Here is an 18004-nt window from a genome sequence, read left to right on the forward strand (position 1 = left end):
CACCGTGGCGGTACCACGGTTATCACCGTACAAACATGTGTCCGCCATCCACCCATACGACCGACGTAGCGTCAGTTGGACAAACAAACGGGACCTCATTTCAGTCGGAAGCACCGCCGTCTCCAACAGTTACTGATGGACGAACCTGTCCAAACTGCGAAGCCGTAGTCAAAACTATTGACACCTCTGAAGGTGTCTGTCAGGATTGTCAGACTGTAATTACAGCACAACCCCTCTCAACTGCACCACAACCCACATATGGCGATACCCATGCAGAGTCTGCACGCACCGGGAGTCGGGTGACACTGTTGTATGCCGATCAGGGACTCGGAGCAGGGGTTGATACCGGTGTGACAACAGATACTAACGGAACACCACTCTCACCCTCGCAGCAGAGAGTGTGCAATGACACGGGGTGGACCAAACAACTTCGCCCTCGTGAATACCGACTCGATGGTGCCCTCAGTGAACTCCGGCGACTTGGCGCAGCGCTCAATGTCCCGACAGCAGAATTGGAATCGGCTGCCCGCCTCTACCGCATAGCACACAAAAGAGGGCATGTCCAAGGGCGATCAGTCGATGGATTCATCGCGGCCTGTCTCCTCGTTGCAGTCCGTCAGAGTTCACTGTCGTTGCCTGTCTCTGTCCGAGAAATCGAGTCGGCGTCACCGGCGACTCGCGATCAGGTGCGCACCGCACGCGGTATTCTGACACTTCACCTTAATGTAGAGGTTCCGCCGATTGACCCACAGGCGTTCGTCCCGCAAGCAGTTTCAAAGCTATCTGCAAGCCATCGCATCGAACGCTGTGCGATACGATTACTCACCGCTCAGCGATCCGATGTGGATGTAACGGAAAGTATTTCACCACGAACGCTTGCGGCGGCCGCCCTCCACGCCGCCTTCTCGTTGGTGACTCCCGAAGCGAGGCCAACACTCGACGAGATAGGGGCCGTAATGAACGTTTCAGCGAGCACTATCAGTGAGCGAAAGAGTGAGTTACTGCAGTATCGGGAGGTCTGGGAGGCCAGGACAGAGCGATGATAGACTATTCCTCTAATTATTACATTAGAGAATGGCAGGAAAGCTTAATGAGTCTTTACAGAATTGACACAGATATGTCTACTAAACTGGTGAGTTACTCCACAGGGTGGAATCAAACGTGACAGTGCAGACTCATTGGTACGAACCAATCGCAAGTCGAGACGAGGTGGGGTTTACTGATCTTATAGATGCGAACACGCCGACGGTGGTGGTAAAAGAGCCTCAACTTCAACGTCGGGACCAACACGCCCGTGCACAACTACGGTCCGTCCCGCTGTTTCAACTCTATGGCTTCGAGACGGTCCTCCACACCGAAGTATGGGATAATCAGTTTAAACTGGTCGATTATGATCCCGTGCTTACTGACGAAGTCAACGACGCCTCGGACCTCTCATTTCCGCTGGTCCATGTCGTGACTCAGCAGGGCATCAACGAGTACGGCGAGGAAGACCTTGTTCGGCAGTTGGTCCGTCGTTCCATCGATGAGGGAGGTCGGTATGTACTCGTGGCTGACACGGCTGCCCCAATGACACCTAGCTATACCAAGAAGCCAGGGAAGTCTATCGTGGATGAATTCGGCGAAATCTGTGTCCGGGATTACGAGCATTTATCGAGTGAAGTTCTAGAGTCGCATCTGGACTCACACATCCCTGTAGTGGACACGCGGAATCTGTTCTTCCACGCCGCTTCGACGATGCACCACCAGCACGGAGTGCCCGCCGAATCAATTGATGAGGTGTTCGATTATACGCGGGCGCCGGCCGAAAGCCCAGTGTGGGAATCAGCACGATACTTCATCGAACACGATCTTGAAAACGTCCTCAGTGACTATTCGGAGCGCATTAGAGAGGCGCTCCGGTCCTGGACTGAACGAGGGGATACCCAGCGAGTCGCGAACCACATTCTCGAGACGCTCGACATTTGTGACTACGATCTTGCACAGTTCGAAGACTACCGACAGCGCGATCCAGAACACCGATGACTGCAGAAAATTACCGCTATGCCGACGGCAAACCAGAAGCAACGCTTGTCAATTACACAACGGTTCGACCACCAGAACTGAAACTTCTCTACCAGGCACTGGATACCCCGTCTGGAACTGTAAACCTCAGTTCTTTTCGAACCCAGTTTACCATCGGTGATGATGATCATCTCAATCAATGCCTAAACTTCATGCACGCATTGGATTTCATTGAGCGGCCCGAAGATCGGGTTATCGAACCAATCAACAGGGATGTATTTCCAAATCTGTCGTTCGAGGCCAAACTGCTGCACCACCTCCACCAACAGGAGCGACCGCAAGACCATCTCGCAGCTATACAAGGGGTCGCATTCGATGAAGCACCCAAAACGCTTGAGCGAGACCTCCTTGTCACGTATCTCAATCGCGAATTGGACTACATCAATTGGAATAAGACAAAGGTCAATATGTGGTACCGTCTGTATGAAGGAATCGGGGCTATCGACTACATTGACTCCCGAGAGCTAGTCTTGAGTCCAGTCCAAGCACTCCTGTATGAACTGTTGGAGACATTTGAGGAAACAGAGAACTCGAACGATTTCGGAGAAGCGGTGACGTGGATAGAGCAATATTTCATGACGGTGCTATCTGCCCGACCCGGTACGGCCCAACTCCATCGCGGTGTGACCGATACGCTGCAAAACTTAATCGATGACGGGATTGTCGAAGTTCGGGGGATGGCCGATGCGAAAAACGAAGTGCAACTCCCTGAAACCCACTCACGGACCGAAAAACCGGCGATAAAGGAGTTCTCATTGAACGAGTTACCAAAGGCCGAGTCGGCGAAGTACCGTTATCCACTTGAGCGGTTTGTCGAGGTGGCACAATGACGACGATGCCTGTCGACTGGGATGATGATGTCATCCGTCGTTACCTGACACCTGAATCGCATCAGAAATCACGTGAAGAGTTCGCGAAGACCCACATAGATATTGATAAGATTCGGGCAGATTATCTCTTCCCTCACCCAACCAACGATGAGTTCGTCACGCAGGAGGAATTCCGTGACGCAATTCTCAAATCCAATGTCAATGACGACAACCGGATCTTCATTCTTCGCGGTGAGACTGGCAGCGGGAAGAGCCAACTCTGTCAATGGCTTGAATACCAAATCGGTCGGGGAGAGAGCAGCGGAACTGATGAAACACACATCGCACTGCACGTATCGCGCAGCCAGACCCGAATCGAAGATATTGTCGAGATTCTGACGGACCCTGTCGATCTCGATATCCAAGTCGGTAACGTCGAGGACCTTTCTCCAAAGAAGGTCGCAGATGCAATGGTCACAAATCTCGATGCGTATGCGCCAGCAGCCTTCCAGGAACTGACTGAGAGGGAGGTTAAAGAACTCATCGCTGACCGAACAGGTGACGATCTGCGAAGTATTCTCACAAGGAATCTGAAAGAATACCAGCGTGCAGTGGCCAGCGAAGATGAAGATGAGATTCCGGATCTCCTCGACGAGGACGACTATCGTACACTGGCTCTCAGTGCGTTCGGTAAAGCACGTGGTCGGGATACGATTTTCCCAATGCTGCGAGGGTTCCTCCACGATGAACTCTCGGGGAAACTTAATGTTGGAAACTTCCAAGAGAAACTTGAGCGGATTTCTGACGAGTACGTTGAGCGGGGCCTCAGGCCAGTACTTATCTGCGAGGATCTAACCACATTCAGCGTCCTCAAGGAGCAGCTCCTTGACCACATCTTCCAACTCGACAGTGGACATTACGACGTCGTCTTAGGTTGGACGACAGGGTGGGAGAAAGATGATCTCGATACGGCCCTAGGGACCAGCGAGAATACGTACACGTACATGAAAGACCGGGCCGAGGGGTACCTCAGCACCACTGATGAGACCGGGCAGGCCTATTTCCTTACCGAGGATGCCACAGTCGAACTTGCCCGAAAGTATGTCTCGGTCATTCGGGAAGAATCAGCAGCAACGTTGGATATCGATATCCCAGAATCGGAGTTCGACGATCTCTATCCGTTCAACGCGGAGTTCATTCGCCGCTCATACGAGCACCTCGTGCAGGATGGGAACGAACGTCGGACGCCGCGGTTATTGCTCATCCGAATCGTCCGGGAGTGTCTTACCGCGAGGACACCTCCGTTCGAATCGATTGAAGGGAACCCCTACGTGAAGCAGTTCCCGACGCCGGTTTCACTTGATCTTCCAGGAGAGATACAAAGTCTCGCCAAGTGGTATGGCATCCCATCTGCTGATGGGAATATACAACTCCCACGTGGGATTCCAGAGTCGTTCGAAGTCACGATTCCCGATTCAGTCTTCGAGAATGCAGATCCAGTTATTCTTCAGGGAACTGGTTCCGGACCAAAGCGCGACTTTCGATTAACCCACGTAGAGGGATTAGTCGAGCCCGGCGCTACAGTAACCGTGGCAGCGTCACTCAACAGTCGTCCCGAAGCAGATGCGGAAGTCACACTTGACGATGACAATGTCGGGTTAACTGGTGAGGACGGATCGGCGACTGTTGAACTGCCGAACGAGGAGCGCGAAGTCACAATCACCGCACGGACGGCAGATCTCTCGGATTCACTGTCGTTGGCAGTCGGTACCGACTCGTTAACGCTGACTCCGACACCATCGCAGCCGGATGTGGGTGATGACGTAACGATCCAAGCGAAATTCAACGGTGAGGCAGTCGCCGGTGTGCCACTCCATAAGGACGGTGAGGAAGTCGGGATAACTGATGAAGAGGGTACAGTCACAATAACTGCGTCCGATCCACCCGAAATGACCATCAGCGGTGAGGTCGAGGGAGTCGAGGAAGAAATCACCGTGACGGTGAAGGAAAGCGGTGGTACCTATCCTGTCGATGTCGAACTGCCAGGGGATGAAGTCGATCAGCAGCGATTCGAGTACGAGCAATGGCTTAAATCAGGTGAGGAATACGACAGTTCAGAAACGCTTCGAAGCGGTGCTGTGACTGTGCTCGAATCGTGGTATGACCCGACTCGGTTGGCGAATCCGAACGCCTCCGCCACGGGTGTCGCTGGGATCTACTACGCTCGTGGGAGCGAAACTCCAGTCTCAATCCAATCAGTCAATGAACGAGACGGGCTGAGCGTGAATCTCCCGTTCGGAACGGAGCATAATCCCATTTACGAGCCGTTGCTCTGGTGTGGGCTTAGCGCTGACGACGAACTTCCACATGAGGAGCGATATGAACTCAACTATGATCTCCTTCGCGGGTGGGCAACTGAAGAGGTTTCGACGCTCCGTTCGGAGATGCGGTCGACCATCGAAAACTGTCTCCCTGATGGGTGGACAATAGAGGAGTTCATCATCGTCGCCCAGTATTTGCTTATCAACGCTGGACAAGGGACCACGGAACTTAGTCGCAATCTCGTCTTCGAGGAGTATTCGACTGCAAGCTCGTACAGCCATCCAATTGGGGAGCGGTTCTCCGCGGGCCATCCATATCGTGCGGCCTACAGCAATCTGACAAAATCTAGTAGTGTCCCGCAAGATCTCGCTGAAGGCTTTTTCAAATTGAAGACAAACTTCATCGATGACAAGAGGCTATCGGACGCTCATGAGAGTGTCGTTGAGAACCTCGATTCGTATATCACGGAAGCGATGTACATTGATCCGGCCGGCCTGCCTGACGCTTACCGGGTGGGAACGACACGATCTGATGCAACGCAGAAATTGACGCTACTGTTCGAGCGAGTATCTGAGTACGCTCAGGAGTTGAACAAGTTAGGTCCTGAAGACGCAGAACACGTCGTGGACCAGGTTGAGAAAATCGACAAATGGTTTGATGATTCCCATGATGCCCCGCAACTGCGAGACATATACGAGCGATTGTACGAATCGGTGGGCAAACTCGATGTGAGTCTGATGGAGCGGTGGGAGACACAGAAAAAACGACTCGACGACGCTGACGAACTGCATCTCCTTGAGTTCAAGCAGGATATCAAAGTCCTACGGGAGATCGAATCGAAGACTGGTCCGGAATTCGTCTCGCTGCTCCACAAGTTCGAAGAGAGCAAGAAGCGACGTGTCGAGTGGGACATTTATGCTGCGATTGGCGAAATGATCGAAATAGCCGAAGATATCGAGATTGAATCGTCAGGCGGCGGGCTTGAACGTGAAATTAGAAATTCAGACGAAATGGCTGCTGTACTCGATCAACAGTCTAACGCTCTGGACACACTGGGAGGGGACAACCAATGACGAAAACAGAGATGCAACTCCAGTCTGTCGTTGAACAGATCGAAACGAAGGCGACCGAGTACGAGGAGTTCGAAAATTATGAGACGAAAAAACAGCAATATCTTTCGTCCCTCTCATCTGTCGAGAATTCACTGGGTCGTCTTGAAGTGCGAATCGAGTCCTTGGAATTTTATGTAGACATACTCACAATAGTTCACGATAGAGAGCTTCCGGTCGGCGGAGAGGTGGACGTAGCCCGTGATCGTGCACGGTCGTTGCTACAGCGCGATGAAGATGACTTCTATAAACTGGTTGTTGAGAACAATGAAGACGACTACGAGCACAAAATCCAGCAGGCGATATCGAGATTAAACAAGGCCAAGGAGGCGGTCAAGGATGAGTTGCGGGATGTCCAGTCCGAATGGGAAGATAGTGTCGAGACCGCCCGGAGTGTCCAGAAGTTGGTCGGCGAATCACAGGAAATGTCGGAGACACTCAGAGAAATCGAGAAATTCGTTTCACGGACGATGTGGGAGGAGTCTAAAGACATCAATCAACTTGAGGCCAGGTGGAATAATTTAGAGAAGAAATATCAACAAGGAGAAGTCGGTTGGGAGACATTCCAGCAAAACCATGATTTGAGCGACGAAACAATAGCGATACTCCAACGTCTGGCCAATGAGGGTGAAATTACACTTGACAAACTCGATGACGCAGTGGCATCGGAAATGTTGTCAATCGATGCCCTCCGCAATGTAGTCAAAATCAGTATCTAATGAAAAACCCACCCGAGCGCGCTGAGGAAATGATTGAGGCGTATGAGAATCACTTCATCGGCCGAGTCGGCCCGGCTGGCCGGAGCGTCACTAACAGATACGCCAATACCCCCGGGGCCGAAGACTCAGTGCTCGGTATTCGGGGCCCGTTCTTGCAAGCACTTGATATTCCGAACTGGAGCGAGCGGTCTTGGGACACATTCTGTCGAGATGCAAATATTAACCCGTTAATCGCCGATTCGTTCGGTGATCTTGGTTTTCGCAGACTCTATGATTTCCAAGAGCGGACTGTCGAGCAGGTGAAAGCCGGGAAGGACACGGTTGTGACGGCCGCAACGGGTCGCGGGAAGACTGAGGCCTGGTTGATACCGATTTTGGACCGGATCTTGGAGATGAAGCGCGAGGAGTCGGAAACAAGTGTCAAGGCGATGTTGATTTATCCGACGAAGGCACTCGCCCAGGACCAATTCAAGCGGTTGGTTCAATACCTGTACCGGATCAACGACAAATGGCCTGCCTCAAACCAAATCACGATTGGCATCTATGACGGCGATACGCCGACGAACGTGGGTTCCAGAGCACAGGGGTATCTACAATCCTCGTTCAAGTACTTCAAGTGTCCCGGTCGGAATGGAGAACTTGAAAAATGCCGCACCTGCGACCAAGGTGTCCGCGTCCACCATGCTGGACAACGATACGAACTCCAACCCGAGAAGCGCCATTGCATCGATGACGTCCCGCTTGATTTCATCCGTCTCACCAAACACGATATTTTGACTGAGGGAGTCGACATACTCCTGACGAATCCCGATACAATCAATCGGAAACTCATCAACGTCAACGCCCCTGATGAACACGCTGCGTTCGTATACGATCCGGAATTCCTCGTGTTTGATGAGGTTCACACGTACGATGGACTCTTTGGCAGTTACACTGCGACGCTCACAAAACGCCTCCGGGCGATGCGATCACAACACGACTGTGGGGAGCTCCAGGTCATCGCCAGTAGCGCAACCGTCGATAACGATATCGAACTCTTCAGGAAAATCAGCGGGGGACAATCGATTGCCCACGTTGACGAGCGACCGCAAACGCTTGACCCAGAGCCAGTTGACCGGCTCCCGGCAAGCTTCACAAATCGTGAACTGACGGATGCAGATCTATTTTCCTTCGCACGAGGGCAACTTGACCTCCCTGTTCTGTCGAACGTGACATTCGGAATCGATCCGCAAGATCATGATGACGAACGCCTACGTGAACTTTTCAGCGACCGACTCTTTGATTATTTTACACAGGTTACAGACGACCCAGTCGTCAACGCTATCCAGGCGTTCCACAGTGCGCTCTCCGATGAACCACTGCCATACGACGAAGTTATCGAATTAGTCCAGTCGCAGTTCGACCTCAATCAGTCGACTGCAGAGTTGGCACTTCGGAATTTTCGAACCCTGGGAACATTTTCAGGCCTCCTCGAGAACAGGACCCACCTATTTTCATGGCCGATCGATGGATTCTATACCTGTGCAGCATGCGAGGCAGTCTATCGATCGCCGATGGGGTCGTGCCAGAACTGTGGATTCGGTTTCGTCACACGCTCGACGTATTGCCACGGATGTGCCGATGAGGCCCTCATCGCGTGGTACTGTCCTGAGTGCAATCAGTTAGAGCCGTACACACCGTCAGACGAGGGCGATATCGCAGTGCAGGACGAACATTACTGTCAGCGATGTCGACAAGCGACGGGGGAGGAGGTACGAACGCTTCGTGTGACATTCCATCCACACCTCGAGTGCATTAACTGTGGACACGAAACGACGCGGTCGACGACCGAGGCCTGTTCTGAGTGTGGGACCGATATGGTCCACACCGACCCGGAAGTAGTAACATGCCCGAATCCAACCTGTGAGGCGACACAGCCATACACTAACGGATGTGAGCAGTGTGGTGGCCGCCAGCGACCGATAACTGGGGATGGAGCAGTGGTCTGTCCTGATTGTGGAATGAGCCACGGGGGTGAAACGACCTGTGACTGTGGAGCCGATGTGGTCCAAACCAGGTTTATTCCGTGGGTCTGCCGGAACGATGAGTGTCAAAGACGGTATTTCGGTGATATCCCAGATACGTGTACATGTGGTTCCTACACGTTCGCGCGAGAAGGCCTGTTCGAAATCTTCGAGGATACCTACTGCGAGTCCTGTGAGACAGGCTTTGTTCAGACTCCGACCTGTGAGTGTGCAGACAGCGACTCCCATCCTCGTGACGGCGCCCACCAGTCTTTCAAGACGATACAACCGAACGGTGAAATACGGTCAATAAGCAGCTTTCGACCCGCTGCACCCTGTACACACCAATCACTCAGCTATGACCCGGACCGTCGATATGACGAATTGGTCCGTGGGCCTGGAAATCTTGCTGTAACGACGGCACAATATATGCTCCGGGCAGTTGCGGATGAAGAGGGATACGAATCGTCGAAACTCCTCTCCTTCGCTGATTCACATCGGGATATGAAGGAGTTGAATCGAGACTTCGGTGAACCCGAGGTGGCGACACTTCTTGACCAATGTCTCGTCGATGCCATTCAGGCCGCTTCAGCGTCGTGGCCGTCACTTTCAACAGTCATCACTGGTGCGATGGAGCGGATTGACAAACTGCACGACGCATTAGCGCCACCGAACGATATCCGATCGCTCTCGTTTGATCTTAAAGAAGAGTTGGTAGGCACAGCGCGACAGTACATGGAGGTAGAGGAAGCGATTGCGGACCGACTTCGCCGGCGAGCAGTCCCACACCGGTACAGTGCCAGGTACAGCGAGTATGGTGGAGCACTCGCCGATGAGGGACTTATCGATGTTCGTTTGGATCCTGACGCCCGGAATACACTTTCGGAGACTGAGCGAGCAGTGATCCACGAACTTGTTGCGACGGGCAACGACTGTCATATTAACAATCTTCGGTCGGTTGATAGTGGTGAGTTAGAGCCTGTACTTACCGAACTTACGGAGAAAAACATCCTCAAGATGGCGGATGAGTACGTACGATTTACTGAGGACGTGCTACAGTTCACGACGGCCGGGGACGGTGATGGGTTACAGTACCGGCCTGATACTGGATCAATCGAGCAGACGCTTGACGCACAGTTTGGCACCCGGTCCGGGAAGGCAGTGCCATTTGGGACGACGCTTGAGGAACTTGCGGATCCGTCGAACCCACGGTTTACTGCTCGGGCGTACAGAGCATGCTACTCCGAGATGCGGATTCTGTTGTGCCGTGTCTATCACGGAATGACCGAAAAACGTGAGCGACGAGAACTCGAGTACCTGTTCAGGGAGGGTAATTTTCCGCATTTCCTCTCGTCGGGGCCGACAATGGAACTTGGCGTAGATATCGGCGCCCTCGACGCACTCTTGCTCTATGGTACGCCACCGAACATGAACGCCTATCTCCAGCGAATCGGCCGTGCTGGTCGCAGTTCCAACGCATCACTTGTCCACTCCGTTAGTCAGCGTAACCCGATCGACTACTATTACTATGACCAACCCAGCGATCTGATGGCTGCTGATCCACAGCCCGTACCCCTGAAAGAGTACAACCGCGAAGTCCTCCGGGTCTCCTTGACGTGGGCCGTGTTCGACTACGTGGCTGCCAACTTCGTGATTCCATGGACCGTCAACCAACACGGGAAGTACAAGAAAGTCAGCGATGGGGATACATTCACTCCGACACCGCCATCCACCGACGACGATGCTGCGAAATTGACGCATGTTATGTCCGCCAGAACCGGAAACCTGGGGCTCGACACGAACAACTCACAGTTAGCTGTGTTGTCGACCATCGTTCACGACTACCGGAGGGATATCGAACAGTATCTCGAGTCCATTCTTGATCACGGCGTGTGTCTACTCTGCAGTAGAAAATACGATCGCGAACGCACCGGTGAAGACTGTCATTCAGCGGATTGCCGTGGCGACATAGAGGATGCAATGGCACTCTTTGGCGACCTGCCAACTGAGGCGGTTGATGAATTTACAGACCGGTATCTGGATAGTTATACCACCTATCTCGATGGACTGGAGACCGAACTGGAGTCGGTGAGTCGTGAGGCGAACCAAACGCGACGCGAACGACGGCGGGTGACATCATCCGAGCGTGCCCGTGAACTGCTCGAACAACGTGAAACGCTCGTCGATCGGCGGTCGGCACTTGAAGAACGGATTGAGCGGGTCAAGCGCCTCTCGTACGTTGATTTCTTGCGGGAATCGCGACAAAGCAGATACGCCTTTGATATGCGGAGTGTCTCGGACAATGTCGCTGTCTCGCTCGTTGACAGCGACGACGACGGGTACACAACTCGATCACTCGGAGACGACGACGGTCGAGCCGTTAAAATGGCAATCAGCGAATTGCATCCCGGTGCCGCGTATTTAGACCGCGACCAGACGTATGTGGTCTCCCATCTCTCAACGGATGATTTCAAATCCACGAGGTTGCGACAGCGGGTACAAAACTCAGAAGCGACGGAACTGGCCGAACAGTACGTCTGTCCAGCATGCGATGAAACACATGCTGGAGGTGACGCATCGTGTGACTGTGATGCGTCGGTGCCGCTGAAACGCCGACGGCTTGTCACACCGGATGCAATTACAGCCCACCGGTCGGACTTGCTGATGTCCAGCGGGGGGCATGCAGCAAGAGAGATCTACCAGGAGACCCAATCGGAAATTCAAAACACCTACGCTGAACGTGGCACCGATGTTCTCTCGTTCGATCCCACCGAACGGTATACTATCGAAACTGAAAGCGGCCAGCAGGTCGGGACGTTAGCATTTGGGACGTTTACTGTTCTTGTCCACGCGTCAGAGTACCGCGCGAAATACAAAAACGGCGAACGTGACCCACAAGCAACACCGTTCGAGATCTGTGGCGATCCTGACTGTACCGGGATTGTCTACCGTGATGAAGAGGACCAACCACACTGTAGCGCGGACTCTGAACATAGACCAACCGGCGATGAAGGATCTGAGTACGTTCGATTAGGATATGCATATGACACAAACGGTGTTCGAGTCGATCTCGGTGATAGCGACAAATCGCATGTTCTCGCACACGGGTTCCGACTTGCGCTTCAGTATCTTGGTGGTGTCAATATCCGTGATCTTACTGAGGTGACACATGACGACGCCTCCTCTGCTGTCGACGTGTTCGATGCACAGGAAGGTGGAGGCGGCGTAGCTCAGTTGCTAGTTACTGACTCGGTATCCGAGCGAAGCAATTTCCAGACAGCGGTGGACTTGCTCACGACCCATCTTGACTGTGACTGTGATAGTGGATGTCCACTGTGCCTGTTCCAGTACGGTTGTGACACGAGAAACCGGAGCGATACCTTTGACAGAGACGGCGTTGTCCAACTCCTCAATGACGCCGATCTCAGTCTGCATGAACACGAACCAGAGGGAGGCGACTAATTATGGTAGAAGATAATCACGACATGCTCGAGTTGGCAACACACGTCAGGCAATCATACGCATCCCACTATGTGGGGACCGGGAAACCACGGGTACTACGTGATATCATCGATAGGTATCACAGAACCGACTCCGATGCGACGATCGACGACAGTTTGACGTCTTTTATGCGGACTCGAGGGCCGTATCTGCAAGCACTAGACTTACCACGTGAGGGTCCAGAGTGGGAAGAATTCGCTCGGGATATTGGGTTACACGAAGATATCATTCGAACGTTCACGCAGGCGGGCTTTGATCGCCTCTATGAATTCCAAAGTGAGGCGATCAAGCGCGTTCTCGACGGCGACCACACTCTCGTCACTGCGGGCACTGGGCGGGGAAAAACCGAAAGTTGGCTCATTCCAATCCTTCAGTTTATCTGTGAAGCGAAACTGGGAGACCATCCCGACCATCCACGAGAGAGTGTCAAGTGTCTACTGACGTATCCCACGAAGGCGCTCGCACAGGATCAACTCAAACGACTCATCGGCTATTTACACGAGCTCAACCAGCCACGAAGCGGTGCCAACCGTATTACCATCGGCATTTTTGACGGCGATACGCCCTCCAATGATCCAGCCGAACTAGACTACTTGCGCACGGTGTTCAATTTCTTTGATTGTCCGTGTAACCAGTGCGGCACATCGCTTACCGTCGAGCGAACCAAAGACGATGAGTTCCGGGTCACTCACGATACCGACACTGCACCCGACCCTGGGCTGGGTTTCATTCGTCTTACCCGTGAGGCAATTCGTAATCACGGTGTCGATATTTTACTAACGAATCCCGACACGGTGAACTATCGGCTGTTCAACATCAATGGGAGCGAAGAACAGTCAGTGTTTATTTCGGAACCGAAATTCGTCGTGTTCGACGAAATCCACGAGTATTCCGAACTGTTCGGTGCCTATACCTCGATGCTAATGCGGCGGTATTCGCGGACACGACAAGCACTCAGAAGTTATGAATCGATGGCAGATGACGGACTACAGTTAATCGGGGCCAGCGCAACCGTGGAAAATCGCGAGGAGATTTTTAATCGTATCAACCCGTTCGCAAATTCTGATACGTCAATCGTTACTGAGGATCCACAGACATTAACAGCGCCTACCGAACGGACTGTCCCGACGATATTTACAACAGAGACACTTGACGAGGAACAATTCCTTGATGCCCTCTCTGGTGACGCTGATCCTGGGCCGGTTGGGGCTGCGCTACTCGAACGGACACAACTGCAACTGAGCGAAGCACTTGGACGGTCGGATGCGCGCCAGCGTGTCGAATCGACCCTGTATTCCGAATTACTTACCCAGCAGGGGGATTCACTCAACTGGATTCGGACTCTTTACGAGAAGCTCTATGAGACACCCAAAACACCGGAGGATATCATTGAGGATATCAGGGCCGAGTTTAATCTCTCACAGACGGCAGCTGAAACAGCACTTTCCAATTTCATTACGATTGGACGCTTGTCGGGGATTCTGGAGAGTCGAGCGCACCTGTTTTCCTGGCCTATCGACGGGTACTACTCCTGTCTGGGATGTGCAACCGTCTACGAGACACCACAGAGTTCCTGTTCGGAGTGTGGCCACACGTTCGTAACCAAACTCTCCTACTGTACCCACTGTGGCGAAGAAGCCCTCGGGTCGTGGTACTGTCCCGACTGTGAGCGCCTCTCACCACTCACAGTCACTTCTCATGAGGGGCAATTCGAGTACTTTGAGACACAGTCCTGTCGTTGTGGGACGGAGATGCTACGGACTGTTTGGCGGCCGTTTTACGAGTGTCAGGACTGTGGGACGAAGGGTAAAATCGACAGGGTCCAGACCTGTCCGGAGTGTGACGATGGGACTCCGCTCCTGCTCGAAAATGATCGCGACCAATACGTCTGTACGAATCCCACCTGTGATGTCACCCAAGCAGCAGCTGACGCGGGAGTCTGTGAGTCCTGTCACAGCCACCGGCTTGAACCGTTGACAGATGACCTCGGTTACTGTGTTGAGTGTGAAGAGGTGTACAAAAACGCCGACGATGGCAAACGGTGTAGTTGTGGGGGGGAACTTGAGCCGAGACGGTTACTCGGGTGGCAATGTCGTGACCAAGACTGCGACGCGGTCTACTTCGGCGACCCGCCGAATTCATGCTCCTGTGGCAATCGCCGATTTGCGAAAACTGCACTATTCGATATCACTCGCGTCGAACACTGCACATCATGTGATCGTGATCTGTTCCCTGGTGAACACTGTTTTTGTGATCACCCCGACGAGCAGACGACTATTCGCGGGTTCACGCAGTACAAGCAAGTTGATGAGCGGGGTCAGGTTCGGAGTCCAACTGATTTCCCTGGTGCAGTCCCGTGCTATGACCGTAGAAAGTCCTACAGCAAATCCGACCGGTACAATTCGATGCTTCGCGGACCCGGAAACACGGCTGTGACAACATCGCAGTATCTACTCCGGGCTATCGCTGATCGGGATGATCCTGATTCCTTCAGTCGGGCTAAGACTCTCTCCTTTGCCGACAGCCAGAGCGATATGAAAGAACTAACCCGTGATTTCAACGAACCGGAGGAATCTCTCTTTTTCACGCAGTTAGTTGTCGACGAACTCGACAATCGTACCGACACATGGTGTACACTAGAGGACATACAAGCGGGTGTCTGGAAGCAGGCCCAAGCGTACGAGACAGAGTTGCAAACAGAGGGTGATTCGAACTCTTCTCCGGTTCTGGGACCACTCACACGATACGATCAATCGACAGAAGAGTATGTCCACGAGGAAGTGGCTGCACGGATTCTAAGCGGGCAATTCAATAATCGCAGAGCGTCCTATCTTCGACTCCCCAATGAAGGGATTGTCAACGTCCGTCTTGATGTTGACATAGACGCACTTGACGAGACGAAACAGAAAATTGTCGCCGCACTTGAAAATCAGAGTAGACGCTATGTATCGAGTCTCTCTGAGGAAATCGACGGGGTAGGCCATCATATCGAGGAATTAGTTGACATGGGGGTCCTAGAGCGACGGGACACAGAACATGGACTGCTTGTCGGGCTCGACCCCAGCGCCGTGGAGTGTGCTATGGTCGGCGACGATGCACCAATCGGCTATGAACCGGTGGCAGAACGGTACTATGCCGATTTTGAGCAGGCCTGTTCGTCCGATACAGAGACCCTCGTCGAGTTTGAAGCAGACTGGCAGTCTCGCTCGACAGTCGAACACCCTCACTTCACATTGACAGCATTCCGGGTTGCCATATCCGACCCACTCCAGTTACTTGGAACGACGTACTTCGGGGCCACAGAACGACGGGACCGTCGCCGTATCGAATACCAGTTCAGGGAACGACGGTATCCACACTTCCTCTCGTCTGGCCCGGCGATGGAACTGGGTGTTGATATTGGTGATCTTAATTCTCTCCTTCTATACGGAACGCCACCGAATATGAACTCATATCTCCAGCGTGTCGGTCGAGCAGGTCGGCAGTCTGGGTCTTCACTTATTCATTCAGTCAGTCAGCGCAATCCAATAGATTATTACTATTTCGAACGGCCGAACGAATTGATCCAGGCTGACGCGCAACCTGTTCCATTGAACGAAGTGAATGAGAATGTCCTTCGACAATCACTAACGTGGGCACTTCTGGATTACGTTGCCGCAACACAGTGGGTTCCGATTCACCGAGAATCGGATGCAGTACAGGATATCTTTGTGTACGATGAGTCGGACGCTCCTCTGTCACGATCCGAGCCACGACCAAATGATATCCACGGGTTTAGTTCACTTTTGGCCAGTTCGTGTGCCCAACTCCAGCCGGGCGCAGCTATTTCACCACTTGAAGGAATTCGCGATGCGATTGAGAGCAACCGTGACGACTCACGGGCCTGGCTTGCTGACCTGCTTCGGTTCGAATATTGCCCCCACTGTGGACGTAAGTATGGCGAGGGGGAGACCACAGACTGTACGCAAGATAGCTGTGATGGTGAGACCGTTTCCGCGCTTGAGGAATTTAATTACCTCATCGATGAAGCACTGGAACGGTTTGAAGAGCAAATCATTGATTCCTACCTCAAATTTGAGGATGAGTTGTTCGAGGAACTAGACCGACTTGAGTCAGAAGTTAGCGATGCTCGCCGGTCGGCTCGACGCAACCGACGCAGTGGCCAAGATCAAGTAGATGGATCTGATCAGCGTGAACGCCTCGAACGACTCCGTAACCGCCGGACACAACTGGACCAATATCTGCAACGACTGGAGGAGCAATCATTCGGGGACTTCCTCGGGACACACAGTGACGTCGATTTTAGTCTTCGCTCAGTGTCGGCGTCTGTGATCTACGAACTTATTGGGGCCGGGTTCGAGACTGTGACATCGGATCCGCTTGACCGCGACATACAGGTCGCCTTGTCGGAGTTGCATCCGGGCGCTGCATATCTACATTCAGATAATGAAACCTACGTTGTGACAGAGCTCATTGCAGATTCGTTTGAAACGTCACGCGTCCGGGAAACTGTCGCTGACGAGGCGATCTGTCCAACCTGTGGGACAACTGAATCAATTGATGCGAGTAACTGCGACGCATGTGGAACTGAACTAAAACGACTCCAGACGATCGTTCCCAGCAGAGTTCGTGCACACAAGCATGATCTTCCGGTCGAAACGCTGCCAAACGGGGACGCATTGACACCGGACCAACTGTATAGCGCAAGTGATCAAGAAATCCAGAGTACCTACGCCCCCGTTGATCGAGAGGTAGTCGGATTCACCCCGAATAATGGTCGAAACTTTGCAATCGTCGATGGGGACGGGAATCAGTTGGGAACGTTCGCTCACGGGCACTTAGAAATCCGTGCGACAGCTGACCAGTTCTATGCCACCTACAAAAACGGCAGCTCTGACCCGCTTCCCACTATCTTCGAGCGGTGCGGTGTCGATAACTGTAATGGGTTCCTCGCTCAGTCCGATGATCGGTCGTACTGCTTGCAAGATCCACAACACGAGACGGATGATTCAGTTGCGGTTCAACTCGCTGCAGAGTTCGAGACCGAGGGTGTTCGGATCCAGTTTGATAATGAAGAACTCGAACATACACTCGCTCATGGCCTGCGTCTGGCACTGCAGTATATTGGGGGAGTCAGTGTTCGAAAAGTTCCAGAGACTATAGAGGACGACGGTACTTACGTGTACGATGGGGACGAAGGGGGCAGCGGGATCACAGTGCTTCTTTCCGATGATGCTGGAGACTCCGATAGTAACTTCCAGCAAGCTCTAGATATACTGGTAGAAACATTCGATTGTGACTGTGACAGCGGGTGCCCGTTCTGCCTATACCAGTATGGTTGCACTGATCAGAATGATCCAGATTCCTTCGATAAGGAAGGACTGCTCGCATTAGTGAACAGCGGCTTACACCTTTCTCCCCAAGATAGCGAATAGTTCCGAACAGATCCGCAGAAATGAAAATTATATCGCGTTGAT

7 protein-coding genes are annotated in these 18004 nt (G+C 52.8%); all 7 read left to right on the forward strand.

Annotated elements, in window-relative coordinates; translation table 11 throughout:
• The first annotated feature begins 35 nt into the window (after positions 1-35).
• The 7 genes from KZ498_RS24660 to KZ498_RS00110 all read left to right on the forward strand — a co-directional run bounded on the left by KZ498_RS24660 (position 36) and on the right by KZ498_RS00110 (position 17962).
• A complete protein-coding gene (locus KZ498_RS24660; RefSeq protein WP_396276082.1) occupies positions 36-1043 on the forward strand; it encodes a hypothetical protein in 1008 nt (335 codons plus the stop codon).
• 118 nt (positions 1044-1161) lie between these two features.
• Positions 1162-2025, forward strand: a complete 864-nt coding sequence (locus tag KZ498_RS00085; RefSeq protein ID WP_312615780.1) for a hypothetical protein — start codon at positions 1162-1164, stop codon at positions 2023-2025.
• Positions 2022-2894 (forward strand): hypothetical protein, encoded by an 873-nt coding sequence (locus KZ498_RS00090; protein ID WP_312615781.1) that lies wholly within the window; start codon positions 2022-2024, stop codon positions 2892-2894. Before KZ498_RS00085 ends, KZ498_RS00090 begins: the two co-directional genes overlap by 4 nt.
• Positions 2891-6268, forward strand: a complete 3378-nt coding sequence (locus KZ498_RS00095) for a hypothetical protein (RefSeq protein WP_312615784.1) — start codon at positions 2891-2893, stop codon at positions 6266-6268. Before KZ498_RS00090 ends, KZ498_RS00095 begins: the two co-directional genes overlap by 4 nt.
• Entirely contained in the window at positions 6265-7023 is a 759-nt protein-coding gene (locus KZ498_RS00100) for a hypothetical protein (RefSeq protein ID WP_312615786.1), read from the forward strand. Before KZ498_RS00095 ends, KZ498_RS00100 begins: the two co-directional genes overlap by 4 nt.
• Positions 7023-12488, forward strand: a complete 5466-nt coding sequence (locus tag KZ498_RS00105) for a DEAD/DEAH box helicase (RefSeq protein WP_312615787.1) — start codon at positions 7023-7025, stop codon at positions 12486-12488. Before KZ498_RS00100 ends, KZ498_RS00105 begins: the two co-directional genes overlap by 1 nt.
• A gap of 2 nt (positions 12489-12490) precedes the next feature.
• Complete coding sequence (locus tag KZ498_RS00110; RefSeq protein ID WP_312615788.1) at positions 12491-17962, forward strand: DEAD/DEAH box helicase; 5472 nt, start codon at positions 12491-12493, stop codon at positions 17960-17962.
• Positions 17963-18004 lie beyond the last annotated feature (42 nt).

Source organism: Haloarcula sp. 1CSR25-25 (assembly GCF_032027985.1).
Classification (GTDB): domain Archaea; phylum Halobacteriota; class Halobacteria; order Halobacteriales; family Haloarculaceae; genus Haloarcula.